This is a genomic window from Paraburkholderia megapolitana, from assembly GCF_007556815.1.
GTDB lineage: Bacteria > Pseudomonadota > Gammaproteobacteria > Burkholderiales > Burkholderiaceae > Paraburkholderia > Paraburkholderia megapolitana.
In genome coordinates this window covers 2,010,152-2,034,909 of the sequence record NZ_CP041745.1, presented here as the reverse complement: position 1 = coordinate 2,034,909, position 24,758 = coordinate 2,010,152, and the positions used below count along the sequence as shown (strand labels likewise).

The window sequence follows — 24,758 nt, the reverse complement described above, 5'->3', positions numbered from 1 at the left end:
TATTCGCGCGCCTAACCGGGAATCGATGTTTGGCGGGCTTTTTGTCTGCTTTACAGCGCATTTTCGGGCCGTTCCAACGGACTTTTCCTGCTTTGGCGGCTCATGGACCGCCTGGCGACCACGCAACCACCGCCCCATGCCGGTCATGCCGTCCCACATATTCAGCGGCGCGCGTCATGCTGATAAGCTAGCGGGCGCGGCGCGCGAGTCGGACCACCGCGTGCCGCAGCACGATTCCAACCCTCCAGAGACACTCGAGACACCATGCCCAGTCCGCAGTCCACGCCCGTCGTCGTCATTGCCCCCGATTCGTTCAAAGGTTCGCTGAGCGCCGAGCAGGTCGCCCAGGCGATCGCCACCGGTATCGGCCGGGCCCGTCCCGACGCGGTCGTACGAATCTGCCCGATGGCCGACGGCGGCGAAGGCACGCTCGATGCCATGCTCACGCAAGGCGGCGAACGGCGCATCGTGTCGGTGCGCGGTGCGGCAGGTGCGTTGCGCGACGCCACGGTCGGCGTGCTGGCCGACGGCGGCGCGATCGTCGAAACGGCGGAAGTGGTCGGCATCACCGATCCAGTCGGCATGGGCGTGCCTGTCGAAGCACGCAGCACACGCGGCATGGGCGAAGCGATCGTCGCGCTGCTCGATGCAGGCGTACGGCGTTTCTTCGTCGCGCTAGGCGGCAGCAGTACCAACGACGGCGGCGCCGGCCTGCTCGTCGGGCTCGGTCTGAAGCTGTATGACGCGCAAGGCGAAGCACTCGAGCCGACACCGGCCCAGCTCGCGCGGCTCGCTCGTGTCGATGCGTCGCAACTCGACACGCGGGTGGCCGAGGCGACCTTCATCGGCATGTCCGACGTCGACAATCCGCTCACCGGCGAACATGGCGCCACCGCCGTGTTCGGTCCGCAAAAAGGCGTGCAACCGGAACAGATCGCACCCATCGATGCCGCGCTCGCGCACTTCGCCGATCTGCTCGAGCCGGCGCTGAACCGCACCGCCCGCGACGAACCCGGCGCGGGCGCGGCCGGCGGCCTCGGCTTCGCGCTGCGCATGCTGGGCGCGCAGTTCGAACCGGGCGCGGAAGTCGTCGCGCGGCAGATCGGTCTCGATGCCGCACTCGACGGCGCGCACTGGCTGATCACTGGCGAGGGCCGCTCGGACGTGCAGACGCTGCACGGCAAGGCGCCGTTCATTGCCTGTCGCCATGCACAGGCGGCACAGGTGCCGGCCACCCTGCTCTCCGGCGCCGTCGATCCGGCCGCACTGCCGCGACTCGCCGAGCATTTCAGCGGGTGTTTCTCGCCGGCGCCGGGTCCGATCACGCTCGAGGTCGCGATCCGCGATGCGGCGACGCTGCTCGCCAACGAAGCCGAGCAACTGACCCGCCTGAAGTACGGCACGCGTTGACCCGGTCGGCGGATGCGGCAACAATCACACCGCCAGCCGCATCCACCTACTACAGGGAAGACCATGAAGGCAGCCGACAAAGCCGGACTCGACCAGTTTCTGACATATCGCCTGCACGTACTGAACAAGCTCTCCGAGCGCGGCATCGGCGAACGGTATCAGGCGAAGCTCGGCATCACGGTGCCGGAAGCGCGCGTGATTGCCTCGGTGGGATCGTTTGGGCCGTTCTCGATCATGGATCTCGCGCGTCACGCCAATCTCGACAAGAGCCAGGCGAGCCGCGCAGCCGAAGCGCTGATCAAACAGGGGCTCGTGCAACGCGAAGCGAGCGACGACGACGGCCGCGTCGTGCTGGTGTCGCTCACGACCGAAGGCCGCGCGCTGTATCGCAAGGTGATGCCGATCGCGCGCAAGTGGAACGAGGATTTCTTCGACTGCCTCGACGACAAGGAAAAGGCGCTGCTCGGTCACGCGCTGGACAAGGCGATCGAAAACGCGCTCGCCCGCATGGCGGGTGAAGTCGAGGCGCGCGCATAACGGCTGCTGCGCCGGGTTATCCGGCGCTCGCTTCGTTTTCATCTCATCCTTCGCTTGTTAGCGCTCGCCTGTCATCCGCGGCTCGCTCCGCGAGCCAGCCGCCAGGCCATCGCGCCGAGCGACCCGACTGCCAGGATCAGCGCCGCCCACAGCACGTAACGACGCTTTGCGTCGCGGTCTGCCGCAGGCGGCGCGGGTGCGTCCTGCGGCAACGCCGGCAGCGCGGCGCCGACCCGCGCGGATGCCGTGCTGGACGACTCGTCGATCACGATGTCTTCGCGTTTCGCCGCCACCGAAGTCAGCGCGCCATTACCCACACCCAGTGTGAACGGCGCTTCACCGCGTGCGACGAACGTCAGCACCGCGGGTCGCCAGCCCACGGCGACGGTCAACGCACCGGCGCCTAGGCCGCCGTTACGCATATCGACCGATACACGCCATTGGCGGTCCGAATCCGGTTCTACCTCGAGCGGCGGATTCACCTGTTCGCCGGTCGCGCCGTGCAAGCGATACAGCGTCGCCTGCGTGAGCTCCCGCCACGGCGTCTGCGCATCGGGTCGCGAGTAGATCGAGACGCGGGCAACCGTGTTCGGTTGCGGTAGATTCAAACGCAAACGGTCTACCGGGTACGCACCGCCGGTGTCGAAAAGATAGTCGCCCGCGGCGGCCCCAGGCGTCGCCGCGACCCCTTCGCGCCATTGCCGCGGCGCGCTTGCGTTCGCCGTTGCCGCCGTGTCGCCCGGTTGCACTTCGACGTCGATCGACGCAATCTGCGGCGCGCGATCGAGCCAGTGCAGACGAACATAGCGCACCCGCAAACCATCGAGCGCGATCCGCTCCTGGGTCAGCGTGTCGCCGTCACGGCCGACCTTGAGCAACTGCGCATCGGGCAACGCCTGCCAGTCGCGCAAATTGGCGCTGGCGTCGACACTCACGCGCCCCTGATAACTGTCGTTACCCAGATGAACCTGCAACGCATCGGCACTGCCGTCGAGCCGGCCGAGATCGATCAGATCGGCCTGCGTGCCCGCCGCTGTACCGGCCGCTTTCGCCGCAGGCGCGGCGCGTAGCGAGCCGTCCGACGCGATCGTCACGCCGAGCGCAGCCGACGGTGCTGCCGCATCGGGCGTCGGCAGCGCGAACCATTTCACTGCACGCAGCGTCGGCGCGGGCGCGGCCGCACGACGCCCATCGAGCGAATACGGCACCGGCTCCCCTGCACCGTTGAACACCCGCACGTCGCCGAGATCGGTACGCTGGCTTGCCGCGTAGACGGTATCGGGCAACGTCAGCGTGTAGTACGCGGCGTTACCGTCGAGGTCGAGCGCGAACCGCTGGGCGAAATGGTCCGTGTCCGCAGCCGCCCATGAGGACAGCGCACCCAGCATCAACGTGGCAACAAAACGCTTCATTGACTGCCTTCTCCGATTTCTCCGCTCTCCGCCCGCACCGCGCGTTTAGGCGGCAGCGGCGAAAAATAGCCGATCAGCAACAGCATCACACCGATGCCGATGAACGACACGATGCGCGCAATGCCCGTGACGTGCGACAGGTCGAACAGAAACAGCTTGACCACAGTCAGCGCCAGCAATCCCGCACCGACGAACCACAGCGTACGCGTCGCGCTGCGCGTGGCCCAGATCATCGTCGCGAGCGCGCACACCGTCCAGAATACCGATACCGAAGCCTGCACGAGCGTCGACTGCGCCATCGCGTCGAACTCGTACGGGATGCCGGTCCAGTGATGCAGCGTGCGCAGCAGCATCGTATTGAGCCACAGGAACGCGGTCGCACCGACAACAATCTGCAGCGGCAAACGATAGTTGCGCACCGGCACACCGAGCCGGTTCACGCGTACGAGCCACAGTGCGGCGAGCGCGTAGATCACGACCTGCACGAGATCGAGCGGATTGAGCAGCGGCAGGCGGCCCCAGCTGCCGCCGTCCTGCGTGAGATTCGCGTAGAACGTCCAGAGCCACATCACGGCGACGAGCGGCGTCGAAGCAATCGCGCACAGCCGCACGATACTGTCGCGCCGTGCGAGCCATAGGCCGGCAAACGCGAACGCACTCCAGCCGACCACAAACACCTGCTGGTAACCGAACGATTCGAATACCGCGTCGACGTCGTACGCCGCGCCGAACCGATGATGCAGCGTGCGCAGCAGTACCGCGTTGAACCACAGGAACAGTGTGGCGAGCACCGCGTAGTCGAAAGCGCGTGGATGCCAGCGCACACCGAGTGCGGCAAGGCGCCGCAACCACACCCCGACGGCCATGAACGCCAGCAACTGCGCGACATCGAGCGGGTTCAGGATCGGCAGCCAGAAGAGCGGCGCGGCATTGCCGTCGCTCGTCACGCTGGCGATACTCCAGACCCACAGCAACGCGGCGAGCGGTGCCGCGCCCCATACCTGATACGCGAACGCAAACCGGGCGACCGGCCAGCGCACCCGCGGGCCCACACCGGACACCAGCAGGAGCAGCACACCGAACCCGTACGCCCACGCACTCCAGCTCCATGCGCCTTCGGGCACATAGCTGCTCAGACGCCAGTAACCTTCCAGCGCGAGCAGCACGCAGCAATTCCAGAACATCAGCGTATGCAGCGGCGCGAGAATCTTCTCGCCGATGGTGCGCTGCTCACGCCACAGCAGCCAATACGCGCCCACCACGGCGGCGAGCCATACGACCCAGCCGAACGCCGCGAACGGCGCCTGGTTCAACGTGAACACACTGAAAACCAGCAGCGACAGCACGGGCGCCAACGCGAGCGCAGGCCATTCGGCAAGCGACCACTTGAGTCTTGCGCACGCCGCATGCGCAAGCCACGCAGTGAGTACCGCGAAGAGCACGAAAGCTTCGGTCGTGAGACGCACGTAGCTACCCAGCGCGACCTGTTGCGGCATGTAGGCAACAATCTCGTTGGCACCCCCGCCGATCCACCACGCAAGCCCCCACGCCGCGGCCGCAAGACCGATCTGCGGCATCCAGTCGTGCCATGCGCGTGCTTCGTCGCGCCCGTGCAGCCACCAGCCCGTGAACAGACCGCCCAGTGCGATCAGCAGCGTCGCGAGATAGGCGCTGTTGAGGACAGGCAATCCGTGCGCCGGTGTATCGATCGCGAGCCCCGTGACGAACGCGCCGGCCGCGGCGATCTGCATCGCAATGCCGAAACCGAACGGCGCGAGACGCCGCTGACGTACACCGAGCCACACGATCGCCGCGCCTTCGATCGCCCACGCCGCGCTCGTGGTCGGGCCGGAGAATGCGAGCGGTATCGCGAGCGTCGCGAAGATCACGGCGAGCGCGAGCATCGCTTCGAACAGCAGCTCGAGCCGGTCGCGCCGGCGCATCAACCATGCCGCGACGACCAGATAGAACGCGGCGAACCCCACCGCGCTCCATGCGAGACCGAACTCGACGTCCTTGAGCAACGCGGCCTGCAGACCCATGACGACGACCGGAGTACCGAACACGAGCGTCCCGTCGACGTAGTGCTTCAACGCAAGCTCGCGATGCACCGCGTAGAGCAACGCGATGCCCACGTACATCAGGAAGAACAGGATGAGGAACGGCTCGGTGCTCGCGAACAACCCGGGATGGTAGGCAGTCACGCCCCATGCCGTGCCGATCGAAAACGTGAAGACGAAACCAAGAAGGTTGAGCGGCCGCCACGCCTTGAACCACGCGATCGCAAAGATGCCCGCGTTCAGCAGCGCGTAGTAGCCGAACAGCAGCACGTGGCTGCCGCCACCGCTCGCCAGCAATATCGGCGCGAGAAAGCCGCCTGCGCTGCCCATGAACGCAAGCGCACGTGCATCCTGGCGGACCGCGAGGAACGCGCTCAAACCGCAGATCGCGACCATCAGCGGAAACGCCGCGCCGGCGGGCAACAGGTGATACAACTTCGTCGCGGCGAATACGGTCAGATACAGCACACCGACGCCACCGCCCTGCAGCACGAGCCCGTACGCGCCGCGACGATCGCCGACGCGCCAACCGACCGCGAGCAACGCCGTCGCGGCGAGCGCCACACCGGCGAGACGAAACTCGATTGGCAGCATGTTGTTGTCGGCCGCGTACTTGAGCAGAAACGCGAGACCGAAAAACAGCACGATCATGCCGACGCGCACGACGGTATTGCCGCCGACCAGCCAGTCCCGGCCTGCCTTGAAAAGGCGTTCGACGAAGTCGGGTTCGCGCGGGACCGGTGGTTGTGGCGGTTGCGGCGGTTGCGGTGACTTGGATGGCTCAGCCGGTGCGGTGACGGGTTTCGCGACCGCCGGTTCGTCTGTCTCTGCGGACGGCAATGCTGGCCTCGGTGCGACCAGAGTGCTGGCTGTCGGAAGCGATACCGCCGCGGGTTGTGCAGGCAACGCCGTCTCGCGTTCGGGCGGTGGCGCAGCGCCGGTTCTAGTTGCAGCGAGGGGTTGGGTATCCGGCGCTTGCGACACCGGCGCGACATCGGTCGCGGCGGCAGCATCCGGCTGTCCGCGCAGTTGCGCAAGCTCCCGTTTGAGTGTGGAAACCTCCCACTCGAGCCGCTCTACGCGCGCCTCCAGGGGAGCCGGGCGGGTCCAGTCGTCGGTGGCAGGTGGCGCTATGGCCGGTTCCGGCGCTTGCCCCGTTGCCTGACTGGTGCGAGGTTTCCTGCTGGATAGCAGTGCGCCTGACGCTGCACCGACTATCGCACCGGCGATCCCGCAACCAAAGATCCACCAGTCGTTCACGAACCCCACCGCGACGCCGATCAAGAAACCGATCACACCCAGAACCCAGATCATTCCCTCTCCCCTTTGCCGGCTACTTCTGTATCGGCCGGTCGATATGCCGGAGTCCGATATAGCCACTCAGCCTTATTTTCGATTATCGCCGTCGATCTACCCCGTTAAGAACGAAGTTGCTCGCCGAATACTGAAATCAAGGATCCTTCGTGGCGAATTTTCAGCATGATCCTCCGATCTGATACAGCGGTACTTCACAAGTCATAAAAAAGCCCGCTTTTTCGCGGGCTCGCATCTCAAACATCTCAAACGTATCGCTTCACAGTCCGCTATTCGCCGCGCGCTGTCGTAGCAAACCCAGCACCGCGTCGCAAAACGGCGTCGGCACGTTCAAGCGGCGTCCGAGTTCCGGAAACACGCCCAGGATCGGGCCGATTTCCAGCGCGCGCCCCGCTTCGAAATCCTGCAGCATCGACGTGCGAAATGCGCCGAGTTCGCGCGTAACCGCGACGCGCGCCGGCGCGCTCATGCCCGTCGACAACCCCAGTTGCGTACCGATCGCGTCGGCCTCCTCCATCATCCGCAGCACGAGCGCGTGCGTGTACGGATCGTCCAGCAGAAGGTCCGCTGTCGAACCGCTGAGCGCGCTCAGCGGGTTCATGTTCATGTTGCCCCACAGCTTCGCCCAGATCTCAGTGCGGATGTCTTCGGATTCCTCGACGTCGAAGCCTCCCTCCTTGAGCGATGCAGACAATGACCGGGTACGCTCGGCCAGTTCCGCACGAGCAGCACCGACGATCAACCGGTTGCCGCGCCCGCGACGCACGACGCCAGGCGCATCGGTAGATGAAGACAGATGCACGACGCAGCCCACCGACTGCGCAGACGGCAACGCCGCCGAGACGACGCCGGCCGGATCGACCGCTTCGATGTGCTCGCCGGCGAGCACGCCCGTCGTCCCATTGAGAAACCACCAGGGCAAGCCGTTCATCGCAGCGACGATCACGGTATGCGGTTCCACGAGTGGGCGCAGGCTCCCGGCGATTGCCGGCAGCACCTGCGCTTTCAGCGCCACGACGACGAAATCCTGGACACCGAGCGCAGCGGCATCGTCGCTTGCCGCGACTGCCGCCGTCGACTCACTGGTCCCGTCAAGAACACGGATACCGTTCGCCCGGATTGCGTCGAGCGTCTTGCCGCGCGCGAGCACACTCACCGTGTGTCCGGCACGTGCAAGCGCGGCGGCGATCAGGCTGCCTATCGCGCCGGCGCCGACAATGGCCGTGCGAGGGGAATGCTGATTCATACGTGCCTCAATCGCGATAGGAAGGATCGATCCGGTCGACCTGCCGCAGCAGCGCGTCCAACACATCGCGGCCTGCGCCGTGACGCGGATCGAACTGCAGCGAGTCTCGTGTGCAACGTGCAGCGACGTCGTCCGGAATGCGACGGGCCGGCCCGAGCGCCGCCGTCGCGAGCTGGATTTCGCAGGCGCGGTTGAGCGTCCAGAGTCGTGCGAACGCCTGGGCGATTGTCGTGCCGAGCGCCAGCAAACCGTGATTGCGTAAAACCAGCAGGGATTTGTCACCGAGGTCGGCGAGCAACCGCGGACCTTCGTCGGCGCGAATCGTGATGCCTTCGAAGTCGTGATACGCCACCATGCTGTCCAGTTGCGCGGAATAGAAGTTCGAGTTCTCGAGCCCCGCCTGCGAGCAAGCGACGGCGAGGCCCGCCGTCGTATGCGTATGCATCACACAATGCGCGTCGGGCCGCGCACGATGGATCGCCGCATGCACCACGAAACCCGCCGGATTCACCGGATAAGCCGATTCGCCGATCATGCGACCATCCAGATCGATCTTGACGAGATTCGACGCGGTGACTTCGGTGTAATGCAAGCCGAACGGATTGATCAGAAAGTGCGTCTGCGGACCGGGCACACGCAGCGTGATGTGGTTGTAGATCAGTTCGCTCCAGCCGAGCATCGCAAAGATGCGATAGGTGCCGGCCAGCTGAATACGCAATGCGCGCTCGGTCTGCGCTGCGTCCGCGGCATCTGATGGCGCGGCAGTCTCGGGATGAGGGGTGTCGACTGCTTGCACGGCACTCTCCTGGTTCTTGGTGGCGAGCATCGGATAGCCGCCTTCGCCATTCTACCCAATCGGCCAATCTCGTTGTGCGCGCAACGAGATTGGCGATCGTCGGCGCCGTCGTGCAAAGGCACGATCGCCGGACAGCAACAGCAAATAACCGCTCGACGCCGCAAAAAAAGAAAGCCCGCATAAGCGGGCTCGATGTGCGTCGAGGTGCGTTTTCGCTTCTCTCGGACGCATGGTTCAGCAGTCTGGGCGGAACGGCTTTGCGCTTCTTTTATTCCTGATGCCCGTAGCCCTCGGAAGGCAGTAGGAGATTGCATCGCAAGCAATTTCACAGCAACGGGTATAAATACGGACGTCTTTTCATGTTGCATCGAAACAACGGTAAAAATGGGCAATGCGTAGACAAAATGTCCTTGTACCGGGCTTCGAGACGACATCATCGGCGAAAGCTGGAAATTTCCTTGCTACGCCACATTGTTGGAATTTCGCATGCGATGACCGGATCTACGAACAATTCGCCACGGCGCACGGGACACGATATCCCGGTAAACGACGAGCCCGCGCCTCCAGAGAAGCGCGGGCCCGCTAACCACCGAGCGCGGCAAGCCGCCACGCTCTGCTACGTCATTTACTGACCAGCTTGCGAAGAACCGCTCGTCGACGAGCCGTAACCGCTTGCTTTGCTCGCGTCCTCAGCGGCAACGCGCGCTTCGGCAGCCTGAATGTTGGCCGGATAGTTCATCCAGTCGTGCGGGTTGTAGCCGGCCTTTTCCAGGCGAGCGAGGTCCGCGCGGACTTCGGCGCGGGTCAGCGGCTGATTGGACTGCGCGAACGCGGCGAGGGGCACAGTGATCAGGACAGCGATGGCAATTGCTTCGAACAGAGACTTCATGGTTGATACCTCCGAAGATCGTTTTGTAGGGCGTCGCACGCGTACTGGTGCGAGTCGATGCAAGCATTCTACGTAAATACCCTTATAGGGTAAATACCTAAATCGGAAATCACTATTGCTTGAAGTGATGCCAATCGAGATCCAGATCGCTCAAAAATAACGCCGATAGATATGCGCTGCGCCTGATCGCAGAATGGGCGGCTCAAATACAAAACCCCGCAAGTCCAAGACTGGCGGGGTTCTGGGGAGCGTCCATGTGAAGCTCGGGAAAAATACTGGTGCGAGGAGGGGGACTCGAACCCCCACACTCTTGCGAGCGTCAGGACCTAAACCTGGTGCGTCTACCAATTTCGCCATCCTCGCAGCCGGGCGATACGTGCAATGTTTTCCGCTCGCGCATCACCCGATGTCTGCCTCGCCAGCGGCTGCGCGCCCTTGTAAGAAGCGGCACCCGAAAGCGTAAGCGCGAGATTCTAACTGATCGTCATCCGCTTGTCTGCATTTGCCCATGCGGGGCGGTGCTACAATTTCGCGCTCGCTGAGGCCCGCCGCACCTGACGGCCCGAGCCTGGCAACCCGGGCCCAGCGACAACCCCACACGCTTTCCATCCCGTCCGTTTCCCCACACGCCCCATCAAGTGAATTTCGACGACTATTGCCAGCAGAAGGCAGCCCCGCCCGGATCGAGCACCTACTACGCGCTCCGTCGCGCTTCCGCCGCACGCCAGCCGCTGTTGACCGCCCTCTTCGCGTTGCGTCGGGAGTTCGAGGAGACGGTCAAAGAGACCAGCGATCCGACTATCGGCCGCACGCGGCTCGCCTGGTGGCAAAAGGAACTGGCTGCGCTGGCCGCAGGTACGCCGTCGCATCCGGTGTCGAAAGCGCTGGCGGCCCATCTCGGCGATGTCTCCGAAGAGGCCCCGGCGCTCGAAGCGCTGCTAGCCGGTTTCGAAATGGACCTGGACCAGGCGCGCTACCTCGACTATCCGAACCTGCGGCGCTATTTGGAAAGTGTCGGCGGCACGTTTGCATCGATGGTCGCCCGCGCGGGTGCCGTCGATCGCGCACAGGCGTCGAGCTGGGCCGCACCGCTCGGCAACGCGCTGATGCTCGCGCAGATCGTCGCCGAACTGGGCAACGATGCGCGGCACGGTCGCATCTACATTCCCATCGATGAGATGCAGCGCTTCAACGTAACCGCCGCCGATGTCATCAACCGGCGCTACAGCGATGCGTTCACCGAGCTGATGCGCTTTCAGACCGACCGTGCACGCAACGCGCTGCGCGAGGCGCTCGCGAACCTGCCCACTCAGGAGCGCCGCGCACAGCGCACGTTGCGTGCACTCGTTGCGCTGGCGCTAGCGTTGCTCGATGAGATCGAGCGCGACGGCTACCAGGTGCTGCATCAACGCATTGCCCTTACGCCGATCCGCAAGCTGTGGATTGCTTGGCGCGCCGCGTGACGGCTACACGTCCCGCCGCATCGCACGCAACGGATTCATCGAACGCAGCAGCAAGCAACACGTCACATCACGCGCGCAGCAGCGGCAAGGTTTCGAACCGCTGCTGAAGAATCGATGTTGCATCGAGTCCCCACCACGGCCCCAGCACGGTCGCATACAACTGCTGGAAATCGACGCCGACTGGCAAGTTGCCATTGCCGTCGAGCCGCGCCAACACCGGCGGCACACCATATAGACCACCCCGCACCCGTCCACCCGTCACGAAATGCGGCGCAACGGTACCGTGATCGGTACCGTTACTCTGATTCTCACGCGGTCGCCGGCCGAACTCGGCATAGGTCATGACGAGCGTGTTGTTCCATCGACCGAGTTCGGTGAGCGCATCCTTCATTGCAACGAGACCGTCGGCCAGTTGCTTCAACAACGCCGCCTGCTGGCCGGGCTGATTCTGATGCGTATCGAAACCGTTCAGCGTCAGGCGAATCACTGCGACACCCTGCCCTGCAACCGGCATCCCCTGCGGCGTACCGCTTGCCGCGAGCACCTGCATCGCCGTCTTCACCGATGTGCCGAATGCGCCATTCGGAAAATGCGTCGTGAGCGCGTATTGACCGGCACGAGGCCGCAGGCGATCGGCGGCCTTCACGATGTCGTTCTCCACATCGAGGATATGAGCGAGCTCGGGGTTGCGTTCGTGCAGCGACACCGGCGTGACGAGCCGCGACGCGCGCACGAACTGCGCCGGGTTGACGAGCGCGATAGCCTGCGCACCGTTGGCGAGCGGCCCCATCTCCGCACTACCGATCACGACACCGTCGGCCGCAAACCCCGCGGGCACCGGACGCTGCCCAAACGCGCGCGTGAGCCATCCTTCGCGCAGATACTGATCGGAGCGCGACGCGGTGTCCCATATCTCGATCGAACGGAAATGCGACAGATTCGGTTGCGTATAACTGACGCCCTGCACGATCGCCAACTGGTGGTTTTGCCAGAGCGGCATCAGCGGCTGTAGCGCGGGATGCAGCGCGGTGCGTTCATCGAGCTGGATCAGTTGCTCGCGTTTCACACCGATGTTCTTGCGCAGCGCGTAATACGTCGGATCGGCGTAGGGCACGACCGTGTTCAGGCCATCGTTGCCGCCCTTCAGTTCGACGAGAATCAGCAGGTTCGCGTAGCCATGCGCCGTTGATGTCGATGCCGATGTTCCACCGAAAACACCGGACGCCGCCCCCTGCGCTGCGAATACGCGCGGCAACCACAGCGACGTGCCGGCGGCCGCGGTCATCGAGAGAAAGTTGCGTCGTTTCATGCTGCACCTCGTCTGTGAGCGTCGTTCTACTTCAGTTGATACGCCGGGTCCATCAGCAGCGCCTCAAGATAGGCGCTCGCCGTCGAATCGGTTTCGATTGCATCGACCGGCGCTATCGGCAGCACGGCGTGCTGCAGTTGCAGTTCGGTCGACAAGTCCGCCTTTGCGGCCGGCGCAGTGTTGTAGCGCGCGAGCCAGCCGTCGATATCGAAGCGTACGCCACCCTCACCGGTACGCGCGGCTACGCGCTGAAGCGGCGCACTCGCCTGCATGCCGGCATTTGCACCTTTGGCTCCCGGATGCGGCCGTGCCGCTTCGGTCGCGCGAAACAGCTGCTCGACGAACTGTTTGCGCGCGAGCAGCGTCGTGCTGTTGATCCACGTTTCGCCGCCAGGCCAACCCTTGACGTTCGGCGGATAAAACAGGTTCTCGCCGAAATTGCGGATCGCGCCGGCGAACGGCGTCGTCGTGTCATAGCCGATATCGAACGCGCGCAACGTGCCGACGACAAACTCCGCCGGCGATTTCACGAGCACGCCGCGATTGCTGTCATCCCAGAACGCGTCGGACAGAAAGAGTCCACGCAGCGCCACCTTGATGTCGTAATGACTCGCGCGAAAGCGTTCGGCGATCGGTGCGATGACGGCGGGCTCAGGCGTATCGGAGATGAACTCGCGCCACAGTTTCGTCGTGACGAAGGTCGCGGTCTCGGGGCGCGCGAGCAGGATGTCGAGCACCTGATCGCCGTCGAACGGACCGCTCTGCCCGAGCACGGTCTTGATGCCGTCATCGTGCAAGGGGGCGCGCCACACATACGCCTGCGTATCGGGATCGAGTGTCCAGCCGGTATAGGCGCGTGCCGCTTCCGATACGTCCCGCTGCGAATAATGCCCTTCGCCGAGCGTGAACAGCTCCATCACTTCGCGGGCGAAATTCTCGTTGGGCTTGCCCTTGCGGCTACCGGCTCCGTCGAGATACAGCAGCATCGCCGGATCTTTGGCGACGCCATGCAGCATGTCGCCGAAATTGCCGAGCGCGTCCTGGCGCAGCAACATGTTCTGGCGCGCCATCATCTGTGGATATCCGACCTTGTCCTGCCCCGACGTGAAGTGGTCGTGCCAGAAGAGTGCCATGCGCTCGGTCAGCGGCGACGGCGTCGTCACCATTTCGCGCACCCACCATGCGCGTAACTCGTCGTAACGCTGCCCGCGCACGCGCTGCTCGTCGCGTCGCTGGTCGGGTGTCCATGCATTGCGTTCCGCGCGTGTCGGAATCGGTTCGGCGACCCACGCGAGTGGCGGCGTCACGGACTCGGTGCGGGTCGACGCGAGCACACGGTCGACTGCCTGTTCGCGGGTCAGCCCGACGTACTGCACGACCTCCGCGCTATCGGGTGCAAAGCCGACACGCGTCAGAAAAAAACGCGCATCGTCGGCATCGAGCAGCGCTTCGTCTGCGATGGGAGTCTTTGCAGTGGCAGTTGTGCTTGCGCGGTGTTTGGGTCGCAACGGATGAAGCGCGTCCTGCTGCGCGGCAAGCACCGCGACACTCGAGACCGCAACGACCACGCCGACCGAAAGATATCGAGCGAGCCTGGGAAAGAAGTTCATCGTCCGGGTTCCATCCACGTTGTCGGGGCACCGCGAGCCTGAGACGACAGCGCAGGCGTCTCCTGCGATTCAACGAAGCGTCGAGGACACACGTTGACGGATGAATTGCAACCGAAACTTTCACGCAACATCGATGTGTCGACGCACCGGGACGTCGAGCATGCACCAACCGAAAAACCTAGCGCTTGTACAACTCACGCACGGCGTCTTCAATATGCTGGCGCAACAGTCGTCTTTCTTCGGGCGTCATATGGCCGTCGCGGCGACGCTGGTCGAGATCGGGGGGAACGGCAGGACGCATCGGTTCTTCGGGCGCGGCATGCTCGGGGTTGCGCGGCTGCCTCGGAGGTTTGAAACCGCTGAAGCGCGGCGGCTTGTGTGGGTTCGCGGGGTTGTCGGCAGGAGGCTGGGCGCGAGCGGGTTGCGGGCCAAGGGTGCCTGCGAGCGTACCGGCCACAGCCAGCGCGATCATGCTTAGCCGAACGTTCGGCCAAACCCCTCCCTTCATCTTGTTCCCTTCGTCGCGCGGCAACCGGCTACCTCAAAAGCGTATGCAGACCCCGCTGCAAAGCCGGGTGCGAGAGTTTTAACCGGCTGAAGTATCCACCGAACTACCGCATTCAGTAAAGGAGTCTACGCGTGACCGCTTTACGTCGTGCCACCATGCGGGTAAATTTTGTAACTGACTGTAACCCCCGAATTGCTGCAATCGCGCACCCCTTTCTAATCGCGCTAAGATGCCGACCATGGAAACCAAAAACCCTTCGAAAATCCTCGTCGTCGATGACGATCCGCGTCTGCGCGATCTGCTGCGCCGCTACCTCGGCGAACAAGGCTTCAACGTCTACGTCGCCGAAAACGCTCCGTCAATGAACAAGCTGTGGGTACGAGAGCGTTTCGATCTGCTCGTGCTCGACCTGATGCTGCCAGGCGAAGACGGTCTTTCCATCTGCCGCCGTCTGCGTGGCAGCAACGACCGCACACCGATCATCATGTTGACCGCGAAGGGTGAAGACGTCGATCGCATCGTCGGTCTCGAGATGGGTGCCGACGACTATCTGCCGAAGCCCTTCAACCCGCGCGAACTCGTCGCGCGCATTCACGCGGTGCTGCGCCGCCAGTCGCCTTCCGAGTTGCCGGGTGCGCCGTCCGAAACTACCGAGGTCTTCGAGTTCGGCGACTTCGCGCTCAATCTCGCGACGCGCACGCTCACGAAGGCCGGCCAGGAGATTCCGCTCACCACCGGCGAATTCTCGGTGCTGAAGGTATTTGCCCGCCATCCGCGGGCGCCGCTCTCGCGTGAGAAGCTGATGGAGCTCGCACGCGGTCGCGAATACGAAGTGTTCGACCGCAGTCTCGACGTGCAGATTTCGCGTCTGCGCAAACTGATCGAACCCGATCCAGGCAGCCCTCGTTTCATTCAGACCGTCTGGGGTCTTGGATACGTGTTCATTCCTGACGGTGCGGCCTGAGTTTGATTCTTGAGGTTGATCCCGCTTCTCTCGACATGAAGGGCCCATGCGGACTGACCGGCGCCTCCTGACGCTTGCGTTCGGCGGCCTTTTCTGGCGGACCTTCCTGCTGATCGCGCTGCTGATCGCCGTGAGCCTGGCTGCGTGGTTCCAGAGCTTCCGGGTGATCGAGCGCGAACCGCGCGCGCAGCGCGTCGCGTTGCAGCTCGTCGCGATCGTGAAGCTCACGCGCACCGCCCTGCTCTACTCCGATCCCGACTTGCGGCGCGCGCTGCTGCAGGATCTCGAGAGCAATGAAGGCGTGCGCGTGTACCCGCGCGAGACCACCGACAAATACCGCCTGCAACCGGACGAATCGCTGAACCGGTTGATCGAACACGACATCCGCGGCCGGCTCGGCGACGATACGGTGATCGCGCAATCGGTCAACGACATTCCCGGTGTGTGGATCAGCTTCAAGATCGACGACGACGACTATTGGGTCGCGCTCGATCGCGATCAACTCGATAACGCAACCGGGCTGCAGTGGGCAGGCTGGGGGTCTTTGCGCTCACGCTGTCGCTATTCGGCGCCGCATTTATCACGAGCCTCGTGAATCGTCCGTTCGCGCGACTCGCGCTGGCGGCGCGCAAGGTCGGCTCCGGCCAGTCACCCGAGCCGCTGCCCGAGCGCGGCATGGGCGTCGCCGCCGAAACCAATCGCAGCTTCAACCAGATGGTGCAGGACCTCGATCAGCTCGAGGCCGATCGCGCGTTGATGCTGGCCGGTATCTCGCACGATCTGCGCACACCGCTCGCGCGACTGCGGCTCGAAACCGAAATGAGTCCATCCGATCAGACCACCAAAGATGCGATGGTCGACGACATCGAGCAGATGGACATGATCATCGGGCGCTTCCTCGATTACGCGCGCCCGGTGCAACGTATGCCGGAGCCCGTCGATCTCTCGGTGATCGCTGGAGAACTCGCCGCGCGGCTCTCGAATGAAGACGGCATGCGCCTGATCACCCGGCTCGCGCCTACGGCGATGATTGAAGCCGACGAGACCGATATGCGCCGCGTGGTCGGCAACCTGATCGAAAACGCGCGCAAGTATGGTTTAAGCGAAGCCGACGGCATTCCGCACGTGATTCTCGAAACGCGGGTGTCGCATGCCCGCGTGGAACTGTCGGTGGTCGACGAGGGCCCCGGCATTCCGGAAGATCAGCTCGCGCTCGTTACACGGCCGTTCTACCGCGTCAATTCGGCGCGCACCCAGGCAAACGGCACCGGCCTCGGGATGGCCATCGTGCAGCGGCTCGTCAGCCGTTATCGCGGTACGCTGCGCCTGCGTAACCGCACGCCAGGACCCGGGCTCGAAGTGACGATCGAGTTTCCTGCGGTCAAGAGCCAGACGTCTTCGAACAAACCGCAAGAATCCCGCTGACACTCCCCGCAAACCGCTGTGCCAACGCAAGCTATCACCGCGGTGAAGAAAATCTATCCGCCTCGTTAGTTAAAAACTATTGAATAGATTGCTTAATAGAGTTATAGTCGAGGCCATGTAACGCCTTCGTTACAGCACGCAGGTAGCTTGATCAGCTGTATCTCAACCCATTTGCAACCTCTCACAGGAGCATCCGCATGAAAACTGTCGGCGATAAACTCGAAGCTTTCACCGTCACTGCTGCGAAGCCGGGCTTCAACCATCATGAAGAGAACGGCGTGTCGGCGTTCGAAGAAATCACCGAACAATCGTTCCCGGGCAAGTGGAAGATCATCTATTTCTACCCGAAGGACTTCACCTTCGTGTGCCCGACGGAAATCGTCGAATTCGGCAAGCTTGCCAAGCATTTCGAAGAGCGCGATGCCGTATTGCTCGGCGGTAGCTCGGATAACGAGTTCGTGAAGCTGGCGTGGCGTCGCGAACACAAGGATCTGGACAAGCTGAACCACTACGCGTTCGGCGACGTCAAGGGCGAGCTGATCGACCAGCTCGGCGTGCGCGACCGCGAAGCCGGTGTGGCACTGCGTGCAACGTTCATCGTTGACCCGGACAACACGATCCAGCACGTGTCGGTGAACAACCTGAACGTCGGCCGTAACCCGGACGAAGTGCTGCGTATTCTCGACGGTCTGCAAACGGACGAACTGTGCCCGTGCAACCGTTCGGTCGGCGGCGCAACGCTGTAAGCGTGGTGCTCCCGAGGCCCGCATGCTTGAAAGAGCCGGCGGGCTTTTTTTGCGACAGATTGATAGGAGAAGTTAATGGAATTCTTGAACGCGATTAAGGAACTCATCCCCGACTACGCGAAGGACATTCGCCTGAATATCGACGGCACGATTGGCCGTTCGTCGCTGGAAGGCAGCGATGCAGTCGGCGTTGCGCTGGCCGCTGCGTTCGCGGCGAAGAGCAAGACGCTGATCGACGCGATCCGCAACGCGGGCGTGCTGTCGCCGGAAGAAACCCATGCCGCGCTGACTGCAGCCGCGCTGATGGGCATGAACAACGTGTGGTACCCGTACGTCGAGATGACCGGCAACGCCGACCTGAAGTCGCAACCGGCTGGTCTACGGATGAACGCCTACGCGTCGCACGGCGGCGTCGACAAGCGCCGCTTCGAGATGTATGCGCTGGCTGCGTCGATCATTGGCAAGTGCCACTTCTGCGTGAAGTCGCACTTCGATACGCTGCTCGCTGAAGGGATGAGCTCGACCCAGGTGCGCGACGTGGGTCGCATCGCGGCGGTGGTTAACGCGGCCGCTCAGGTTATTGAGGCTGAAGGGAAGTAAACCGCCGGCGGTCGCCGTTACGGCTCTGCGGGACCTCTGCAGCACTTCATTTTGCAAGCCCTGCTTTCGTTCGAAAGCGGGGCTTTGTCTTATGCGCTGCGTGCGACGTGCTCAATGCCCTTCATTCCGCTCACACGCGATTCAACAACACAGCAGCCTGCGCTTCGATCCCCTCGCCTCGCCCGAGATAACCGAGCTTCTCATTGGTTTTCGCCTTCACGTTGACTCGATCGAGCGGCAACGCAAGATCTTCAGCGATATTCGCGCGCATCGCATCGATGTGCGGCGCGAGCTTCGGCGCCTGCGCAATCACCGTGCTGTCCACGTTGACGATCGAGAAGCCTGCTTTCACGACCCGTGCCACGCATTCGCGCAGCAGCACACGGCTGTTGGCGCCGAAAAACTGCTTGTCGGTGTCAGGAAAATGACGCCCGATGTCGCCAAGCGCGGCAGCGCCGAACAGCGCATCGGTGATCGCGTGCAGCAGCACATCGGCATCCGAATGGCCGAGCAGCCCGCGGTCGTAAGGCACCGTCACACCGCCGATAATCAACGGCCGCCCCGGTACCAGCGCGTGCACGTCGTAGCCTTGTCCGATCCTGAAGTCCATATGCCTTGAATCCGTCTGTTGATGATGAATGTGCTGTGTATTGGTCTATGACGCGCCGGTCTACGACGCCGCCGGCCGGCTCAGAATCGCCTCGGCCAGGTCGAAGTCTTCCGGCCACGTGACCTTGAAATTGCGCAGACTGCCCTGCACGAGCCGCGGCGCGTGGCCGAGCCATTCGATCGCGCTCGCTTCGTCGGTAAGATCGTGGCCGTCCTGCTGGGCCCGCAGAATCGCTTCGCGCAGCATGCCGATGCGGAACATCTGCGGCGTCTGCGCCTGCCAGAGCCCGTCGCGCGGCTCGGTGCGCGCAATCCGGCCGTCGCTGTCGGGTGCGATGCGCTTGAGCGTATCCGCGACCGGCAACGCAATGATCCCGCCCACCGGGTCGTCCTTCAGCGCACCGATCAGCGCGCGAATCAGCTCCGGCGTGATACCGGGCCGTGCGGCGTCGTGTACGAGCACCCAGTCGTCGTCGTGTGCGCCGAATTCGGTGAGCGCGTGCAGCCCGTTCAGCACGGTTGCCTGCCGCGAAGCGCCACCGCAGCGGCGTACCGCGAAGCGCAGCCCGGCGAAGCGGCGTGCGTCGAAGTGCGGGTCGTCGGGTGCGATCGCGACGAGCGTCTGCGCGAATTCGCTGCAGGCGTCGAACGCGGCGAGCGTGTAATGCAGGAGGTCGCGGCCGGCGACAGTGCGATATTGCTTGGGCATCGCGGAGCCGGAACGGCTGCCGGTGCCGGCGCACGGGATCAGGGCAAAGAGGCGTGAAGTCACGAAGGCGGACGCCGCGAAATGAAAGTGAAGGACGGATTTTATAATAGGTGGCTCGGGTCAACACCCGAAAATCGCCGCCCGAAGATGGGCAATCCACGGGCAACACGCGTAGACTTCCCGCACATTCGACGCCCACCGGCCGCTTTTTTTCTATGCCAGACACTGCTGCTTCTTCGTCTTCCCTGTCGCCGGTCGCTCTCGTCAAGGCCGGCCAGCGCTTCGTTTTCGACGGTACGCACGGTTCGTCCGACGCGCTGCTGATCGCCCGCTACCACCTCGCATACCGGCAACAGGTGCCGTTGCTGGCGGTGGTGTGCGCCAATGCCGTCGACGCGCAGCGACTCACGCAGGAAATCGCTTTCTTCGCGCCCGAAGCGCGCGTGCGTCTGCTGCCCGACTGGGAAACACTGCCTTACGATTCGTTCTCGCCGCACCAGGACCTGGTGTCGGAGCGGCTTGCGACGCTGCACGACCTCGGCGAAGGTCGCTGTGACATTCTGCTCGTGCCCGCCACGACGGCGTTGTATCGCATGCCGCCCGCGTCGTTCATGGCGGCCTATACGTTCTCGTTTTCGCAGGGCGAGCGCCTCGACGAAGCGAAGCTCAAAGCCCAGTTGACGCTGGCCGGCTACGACCACGTGAGCCAGGTGGTGCGGCCCGGCGAATACTGCGTGCGCGGCTCGCTGATCGATCTGTTCCCGATGGGTTCGCCGCTGCCTTACCGGATCGATCTATTCGACGATCAGGTCGATTCGATCCGCGCATTCGATCCCGACACGCAGCGCAGCCTGTACCCGGTACGCGATGTACGCCTCTTGCCCGGCCGCGAGTTTCCGTTCGACGAAGCCGCGCGCACCGCGTTTCGCAGCCGCTGGCGCGAGGTGTTCGAAGGCGATCCGAGCCGCGCTTCGATCTATAAGGACATGGGCAACGGTGTGCCGTCGGCGGGTATCGAATACTATTTGCCGCTGTTTTTCGACGAGACCGCGACGCTGTTTCACTATCTTCCGGACAATGCGCAGCTCGCCTTCGTCGGCGATCTGGATACGGCGATCAAGCGCTTCTCCGCCGATACAAAACAGCGCTTCAATTTCCTCTCGCACGATCGCGAGCGGCCGATTCTCGAGCCGCAGCGGCTGTTCCTCTCCGACGACGATTTCTACACGTTCGCGAAACCATTCGCACGGCTAGCACTGCCGTCGAACGCAGGTGGCGGCTGGTCGACGCCGCTGCCGAACCTCGCGATCGATCGTCACGCCGACGACCCGGTCGCCGCACTGCGCGCGTATCTCGCCACGACGCCAAACCGCGTGCTGTTCGCGGCCGAATCGGCGGGCCGCCGCGAGACCATCGCGCAGTTGCTGATCGACAATCACCTGCAACCGGGCTCGAGCGACAGCTACGAAGACTGGTTGACCTCGGACACGCGCTTCGCACTCGGCGTGGCGCCGCTCGGCATCGGCTTCACCGTGCCGGCCGAAGGCTTCGCGATCGTCACCGAAACGGAACTGTACGGACCGCTCGCGCGCCGCGCGGGACGCCGTCGCCAGGAACAGGCCAGCAACGTCGACTCGATGGTGCGCGATCTGTCCGAGCTGAAGATCGGCGATCCGGTCGTGCATTCACAGCACGGCATCGGCCGCTACATGGGGCTCGTGACGATGGATCTCGGTGAAGGCGACACCGAGTTCCTGCACCTCGAATACGCGAGCAACAGCAAGCTCTACGTACCGGTCTCCCAGTTGCACGTGATCTCGCGCTACAGCGGCGCCGATCCGGAAAGTGCGCCGTTGCACTCGCTCGGTTCGGGCCAATGGGAAAAAGCGAAGCGCAAGGCCGCACAACAGATTCGCGATACCGCCGCCGAACTGCTCAACCTGTACGCTCGTCGCGCCGCACGCGAAGGTCATGCATTCTCACTCGAACCGCGCGACTACGTGAAGTTCGCCGAAAGCTTCGGCTTCGAAGAAACGCCCGATCAAGCCGCCGCGATTGCGGCCGTGATCGGCGACATGACAAGCGGCAAACCGATGGATCGTCTCGTGTGCGGCGACGTCGGTTTCGGCAAGACCGAGGTAGCGTTGCGCGCGGCGTTTATCGCGGTGATGGGCGGCAAACAGGTCGCGCTGCTCTCGCCGACCACGCTGCTCGCCGAGCAGCACACGCAAACCTTCACCGACCGCTTCTCCGACTGGCCCGTGCGCATTGCCGAACTGTCGCGCTTCAAGTCGACGAAGGAAGTCAACGCGTCGATCCAGCTGATCAACGACGGTAGCGTCGATATCGTGATCGGCACGCACAAGCTGCTGTCGTCGGATGTGCAGTTCAAGCGGCTCGGGCTTGTCATCATCGATGAAGAGCACCGCTTCGGTGTGCGCCAGAAAGAAGCGCTGAAAGCGCTGCGCGCCGAGGTCGACGTGCTGACGCTGACCGCGACGCCGATTCCGCGCACGCTCGGGATGGCGCTCGAAGGGCTGCGCGATTTCTCGGTGATCGCCACCGCACCGCAAAAGCGCCTCGCGATCAAGACCTTCGTACGGCGCGAAGAAGACGGCGTGATTCGCGAAGCGATGTTGCGCGAACTGAAGCGCGGCGGTCAGGTGTACTTCCTGCACAACGAGGTCGAGACGATCGAGAATCGTCGCGCGATGCTCGAAGCGCTGGTCCCCGAAGCACGTATTGCAGTGGCGCACGGCCAGATGCACGAGCGCGAACTCGAACGCGTGATGCGCGATTTCGTCGCCCAGCGCGCGAACGTGCTGTTGTGCACGACGATCATCGAAACCGGCATCGATGTACCGACCGCGAACACAATTCTGATCCACCGCTCCGACAAGTTCGGTCTGGCGCAGTTGCACCAGTTGCGCGGTCGCGTCGGTCGCTCGCATCACCAGGCGTATTCGTACCTGCTCGTGCACGATCCGCAGGGTCTGACGAAACAGGCGCAGCGCCGGCTCGAAGCGATCCAGCAGATGGAAGAACTCGGTGCAGGCTTCTACCTCGCGATGCACGATCTCGAGATTCGCGGCACCGGCGAAGTGCTTGGCGACAAGCAGTCGGGCGAGATCCAGGAGATCGGTTTCCAGCTCTACACGGACATGCTCAACGACGCTGTGAAAGCGCTCAAGGAAGGTCGCGAACCCGATCTCACGGCACCGCTCGCCGCGACTACCGAGATCAATCTGCACGCCCCCGCGATCCTGCCCGCCGACTACTGCGTCGACGTGCAGGAACGGCTGTCGCTGTACAAGCGGCTCGCGAGTTGCGAATACGACGACGCAATCGACGGCATCCAGGAGGAACTGATCGATCGCTTCGGCAAACTGCCGCCGCAAGCACAGGCACTCGTCGAAACGCACCGGCTGCGGCTCGCGGCAAAACCGCTCGGCATTTCGAAGATCGATGCGGGCGAAACGGTTATCGGTTTGCAGTTCGTACCGAATCCGCCTGTCGACGCGATGCGGATCATCGAGATGGTGCAGAAGCACAAACACATCAAGCTCGCGGGTCAGGACAAGCTGCGCATCGAAACGCGCAGCCCCGATCTGTCGGTGCGCGTCGCGACGGTCAAGGAAACGCTGCGCGCGCTGGGTGCGCCGGCGCGTAGTACAGCGGCTGCAGCGCGTTGACAGAGTCTTGCAGGGGCCTGGCGGTGGCTCGATAACGAATCGCCAGGCTCGTTCGTTCGATCGCACTTCACGCCGCACGGGCAGTAACGCGCGGTAACGTTTCAAACACTTGCTGCGACGCGCCATCTAGCGCAGTAGCATGCGCGTTACATAGCTCGCCCGACGCTTTTTGGGTATGATCGAAAGACCCTATGCAGGAGTCTCCGTCATGTCCCAGGTCGCTGAATCAGCGAAGCCCGTGTCTTCTTCCCCCGCTTCTGGCAGTTCCTCCACACCGTCTCCCGTTTCACTTCCGTGGGTTACGCAGCTCGTGTCGATCGACACGGTCAGCCGCAATCCGAATCTCGGTCTGATCGAAACCGTACGCGACGCGCTGCGCGCACGCGGTGTAGAAGCCACGCTCACACACGACGACAGCGGCAAATGGGCCAACCTGTTCGCAACGATTCCCGCGCACGACGGCGAGACCAACGGCGGCATCGTGCTGTCGGGTCACACCGATGTCGTGCCGGTCGACGGCCAGCAATGGGACAGCGATCCGTTCAAGCCGGAGATTCGCGGCGACAAGCTGTACGGGCGCGGCACCTGCGACATGAAGGGTTTTATCGGCGCAGCGCTCGCGCTCGTGCCGCAGATGCAGGAAACGAAACTCGCGAAACCGATTCACCTGGCGCTGTCGTTCGACGAAGAGATCGGTTGCGTCGGTGCACCGCTGATGATCGCCGACCTGCTCAAGCGCGGCATCAAGCCGGACGGCTGCATCGTCGGCGAGCCGACCAGCATGCGCCCGATCATCGCGCACAAAGGAGTCAACGCGTACCAGTGCTGCATCCGCGGCCACGCCGCGCATTCGTCGTTGACGCCAAAGGGGCTCAACGCGATCGAATACGCGGCGCGCCTCATCTGCCATATCCGCGATATCGCCGACCGGTTCCGCGCAGAAGGTCCGTTCGACGAGCTCTACGACGTCCCGTTCACGACGGCGCAAACCAGCACGATCAAAGGCGGCAACGCGATCAACACGGTGCCCGCCGAATGTCACTTCGAATTCGAATTCCGCAATCTGCCGACGCTCGCGCCGGAACCGATCTTCGCGCGCATCGAGCAATACGCACGCGATACGCTGCTGCCGAAGATGCTCGCCGAACATCCGGCCGCCGCCATCGAATTCACGAAGCTCGCAGCCGCCCCGGGTCTCGATGCAGCCGAACAGGCCGCGATCACACAACTCGTGCGCGCACTGACTGCGGATCAAGACCGGCGCAAGGTCGCCTACGGTACCGAAGCCGGCCTGTTCTCGCTCGCGGGCATTCCGAGCATCGTCTGCGGGCCTGGCGACATTCAGCAGGCGCACAAGGCCAACGAATTCGTCGAGCTCGAACAACTCGTCGCGTGCGAACGTTTTCTGGCCAGGTTCGTACACAGCATGTCTGTCGACGCTCATACCCACTAAACGCGC

Annotated in this window: 18 protein-coding genes, 1 tRNA gene and 1 pseudogene; 9 read left to right on the top strand and 11 right to left on the bottom strand. The window is 63.5% G+C overall.

The features are described from left to right. The first annotated feature begins 264 nt into the window (after nt 1-264). A complete protein-coding gene (locus FNZ07_RS22535; protein WP_091016571.1) occupies nt 265-1,410 on the top strand; it encodes a glycerate kinase in 1,146 nt (381 codons plus the stop codon). Nucleotides 1,411-1,473: 63 nt separating this feature from the next. Then, nucleotides 1,474-1,947 (top strand): MarR family winged helix-turn-helix transcriptional regulator, encoded by a 474-nt coding sequence (locus FNZ07_RS22530; protein ID WP_091016568.1) that lies wholly within the window; start codon nt 1,474-1,476, stop codon nt 1,945-1,947. A gap of 71 nt (nt 1,948-2,018) precedes the next feature. On the opposite strand, the gene FNZ07_RS22525 is transcribed toward FNZ07_RS22530, so the two are convergent. The 6 genes from FNZ07_RS22525 to FNZ07_RS22500 form a co-directional block, all read right to left on the bottom strand. Continuing rightward, nucleotides 2,019-3,359 carry a DUF3999 domain-containing protein gene (locus tag FNZ07_RS22525; RefSeq protein WP_091016566.1) on the bottom strand — a complete coding sequence of 447 codons (1,341 nt, stop codon included), beginning with the start codon at nt 3,357-3,359 and terminating at the stop codon, nt 2,019-2,021. Further along, nucleotides 3,356-6,733, bottom strand: a complete 3,378-nt coding sequence (locus tag FNZ07_RS22520; protein ID WP_091016563.1) for a DUF2339 domain-containing protein — start codon at nt 6,731-6,733, stop codon at nt 3,356-3,358. Before FNZ07_RS22520 ends, FNZ07_RS22525 begins: the two co-directional genes overlap by 4 nt. A gap of 259 nt (nt 6,734-6,992) precedes the next feature. Beyond that, complete coding sequence (locus tag FNZ07_RS22515) at nt 6,993-7,979, bottom strand: 2-dehydropantoate 2-reductase (RefSeq protein WP_091016561.1); 987 nt, start codon at nt 7,977-7,979, stop codon at nt 6,993-6,995. 7 nt (nt 7,980-7,986) lie between these two features. Next, on the bottom strand, nt 7,987-8,805 hold the full coding sequence (locus FNZ07_RS22510) for a class II aldolase/adducin family protein (protein WP_091016559.1): 819 nt from the start codon (nt 8,803-8,805) through the stop codon (nt 7,987-7,989). Between the two features lie 595 nt (nt 8,806-9,400). After that, on the bottom strand, nt 9,401-9,664 hold the full coding sequence (locus tag FNZ07_RS22505) for a DUF4148 domain-containing protein (RefSeq protein WP_091016557.1): 264 nt from the start codon (nt 9,662-9,664) through the stop codon (nt 9,401-9,403). 276 nt (nt 9,665-9,940) lie between these two features. After that, nucleotides 9,941-10,027: transfer RNA gene (locus FNZ07_RS22500), tRNA-Leu, on the bottom strand. A gap of 275 nt (nt 10,028-10,302) precedes the next feature. On the opposite strand from FNZ07_RS22500, the gene FNZ07_RS22495 reads away from it, so the two are divergent. Continuing rightward, nucleotides 10,303-11,127 carry a squalene/phytoene synthase family protein gene (locus FNZ07_RS22495; RefSeq protein ID WP_091016555.1) on the top strand — a complete coding sequence of 275 codons (825 nt, stop codon included), beginning with the start codon at nt 10,303-10,305 and terminating at the stop codon, nt 11,125-11,127. A gap of 67 nt (nt 11,128-11,194) precedes the next feature. Here FNZ07_RS22495 and FNZ07_RS22490 read toward each other — a convergent pair whose 3' ends face one another. The 3 genes from FNZ07_RS22490 to FNZ07_RS22480 form a co-directional block, all read right to left on the bottom strand. Next, a complete protein-coding gene (locus FNZ07_RS22490; protein WP_091016553.1) occupies nt 11,195-12,436 on the bottom strand; it encodes a DUF1501 domain-containing protein in 1,242 nt (413 codons plus the stop codon). A 26-nt stretch (nt 12,437-12,462) separates the two neighbouring features. After that, entirely contained in the window at nt 12,463-14,046 is a 1,584-nt protein-coding gene (locus FNZ07_RS22485; protein WP_091016550.1) for a DUF1800 domain-containing protein, read from the bottom strand. Between the two features lie 178 nt (nt 14,047-14,224). Further along, complete coding sequence (locus tag FNZ07_RS22480; RefSeq protein WP_091016886.1) at nt 14,225-14,554, bottom strand: hypothetical protein; 330 nt, start codon at nt 14,552-14,554, stop codon at nt 14,225-14,227. 229 nt (nt 14,555-14,783) lie between these two features. Here FNZ07_RS22480 and ompR point away from each other — a divergent pair, with 229 nt between their 5' ends. From ompR to FNZ07_RS22460, 4 genes and pseudogenes are all read left to right on the top strand, one after another. Then, the gene (gene ompR, locus FNZ07_RS22475) at nt 14,784-15,518 is read left to right on the top strand and encodes an osmolarity response regulator transcription factor OmpR (RefSeq protein ID WP_372342658.1); all 735 of its coding nucleotides are present in this window, start codon (nt 14,784-14,786) and stop codon (nt 15,516-15,518) included. Nucleotides 15,519-15,564: 46 nt separating this feature from the next. Continuing rightward, nucleotides 15,565-16,943: pseudogene (locus tag FNZ07_RS22470) on the top strand (ATP-binding protein). A 197-nt stretch (nt 16,944-17,140) separates the two neighbouring features. Then, complete coding sequence (locus tag FNZ07_RS22465) at nt 17,141-17,689, top strand: peroxiredoxin (RefSeq protein ID WP_091016546.1); 549 nt, start codon at nt 17,141-17,143, stop codon at nt 17,687-17,689. Nucleotides 17,690-17,764: 75 nt separating this feature from the next. Beyond that, a complete protein-coding gene (locus FNZ07_RS22460; protein WP_091016544.1) occupies nt 17,765-18,289 on the top strand; it encodes a carboxymuconolactone decarboxylase family protein in 525 nt (174 codons plus the stop codon). Between the two features lie 130 nt (nt 18,290-18,419). Here FNZ07_RS22460 and ispF read toward each other — a convergent pair whose 3' ends face one another. Together ispF and ispD are read right to left on the bottom strand one after the other, a co-directional pair. After that, nucleotides 18,420-18,899, bottom strand: coding sequence for a 2-C-methyl-D-erythritol 2,4-cyclodiphosphate synthase (ispF, locus tag FNZ07_RS22455; RefSeq protein WP_091016542.1), 480 nt, complete (start codon nt 18,897-18,899; stop codon nt 18,420-18,422). Between the two features lie 60 nt (nt 18,900-18,959). Next, a complete protein-coding gene (gene ispD, locus FNZ07_RS22450; protein WP_091016539.1) occupies nt 18,960-19,670 on the bottom strand; it encodes a 2-C-methyl-D-erythritol 4-phosphate cytidylyltransferase in 711 nt (236 codons plus the stop codon). A gap of 152 nt (nt 19,671-19,822) precedes the next feature. Here ispD and mfd point away from each other — a divergent pair, with 152 nt between their 5' ends. Both mfd and argE read left to right on the top strand, forming a co-directional pair. Further along, nucleotides 19,823-23,299, top strand: a complete 3,477-nt coding sequence (gene mfd, locus FNZ07_RS22445) for a transcription-repair coupling factor (protein WP_091016537.1) — start codon at nt 19,823-19,825, stop codon at nt 23,297-23,299. A gap of 208 nt (nt 23,300-23,507) precedes the next feature. Further along, complete coding sequence (gene argE / locus FNZ07_RS22440) at nt 23,508-24,752, top strand: acetylornithine deacetylase (protein ID WP_091016534.1); 1,245 nt, start codon at nt 23,508-23,510, stop codon at nt 24,750-24,752. The last annotated feature ends 6 nt before the right edge of the window (nt 24,753-24,758 follow it).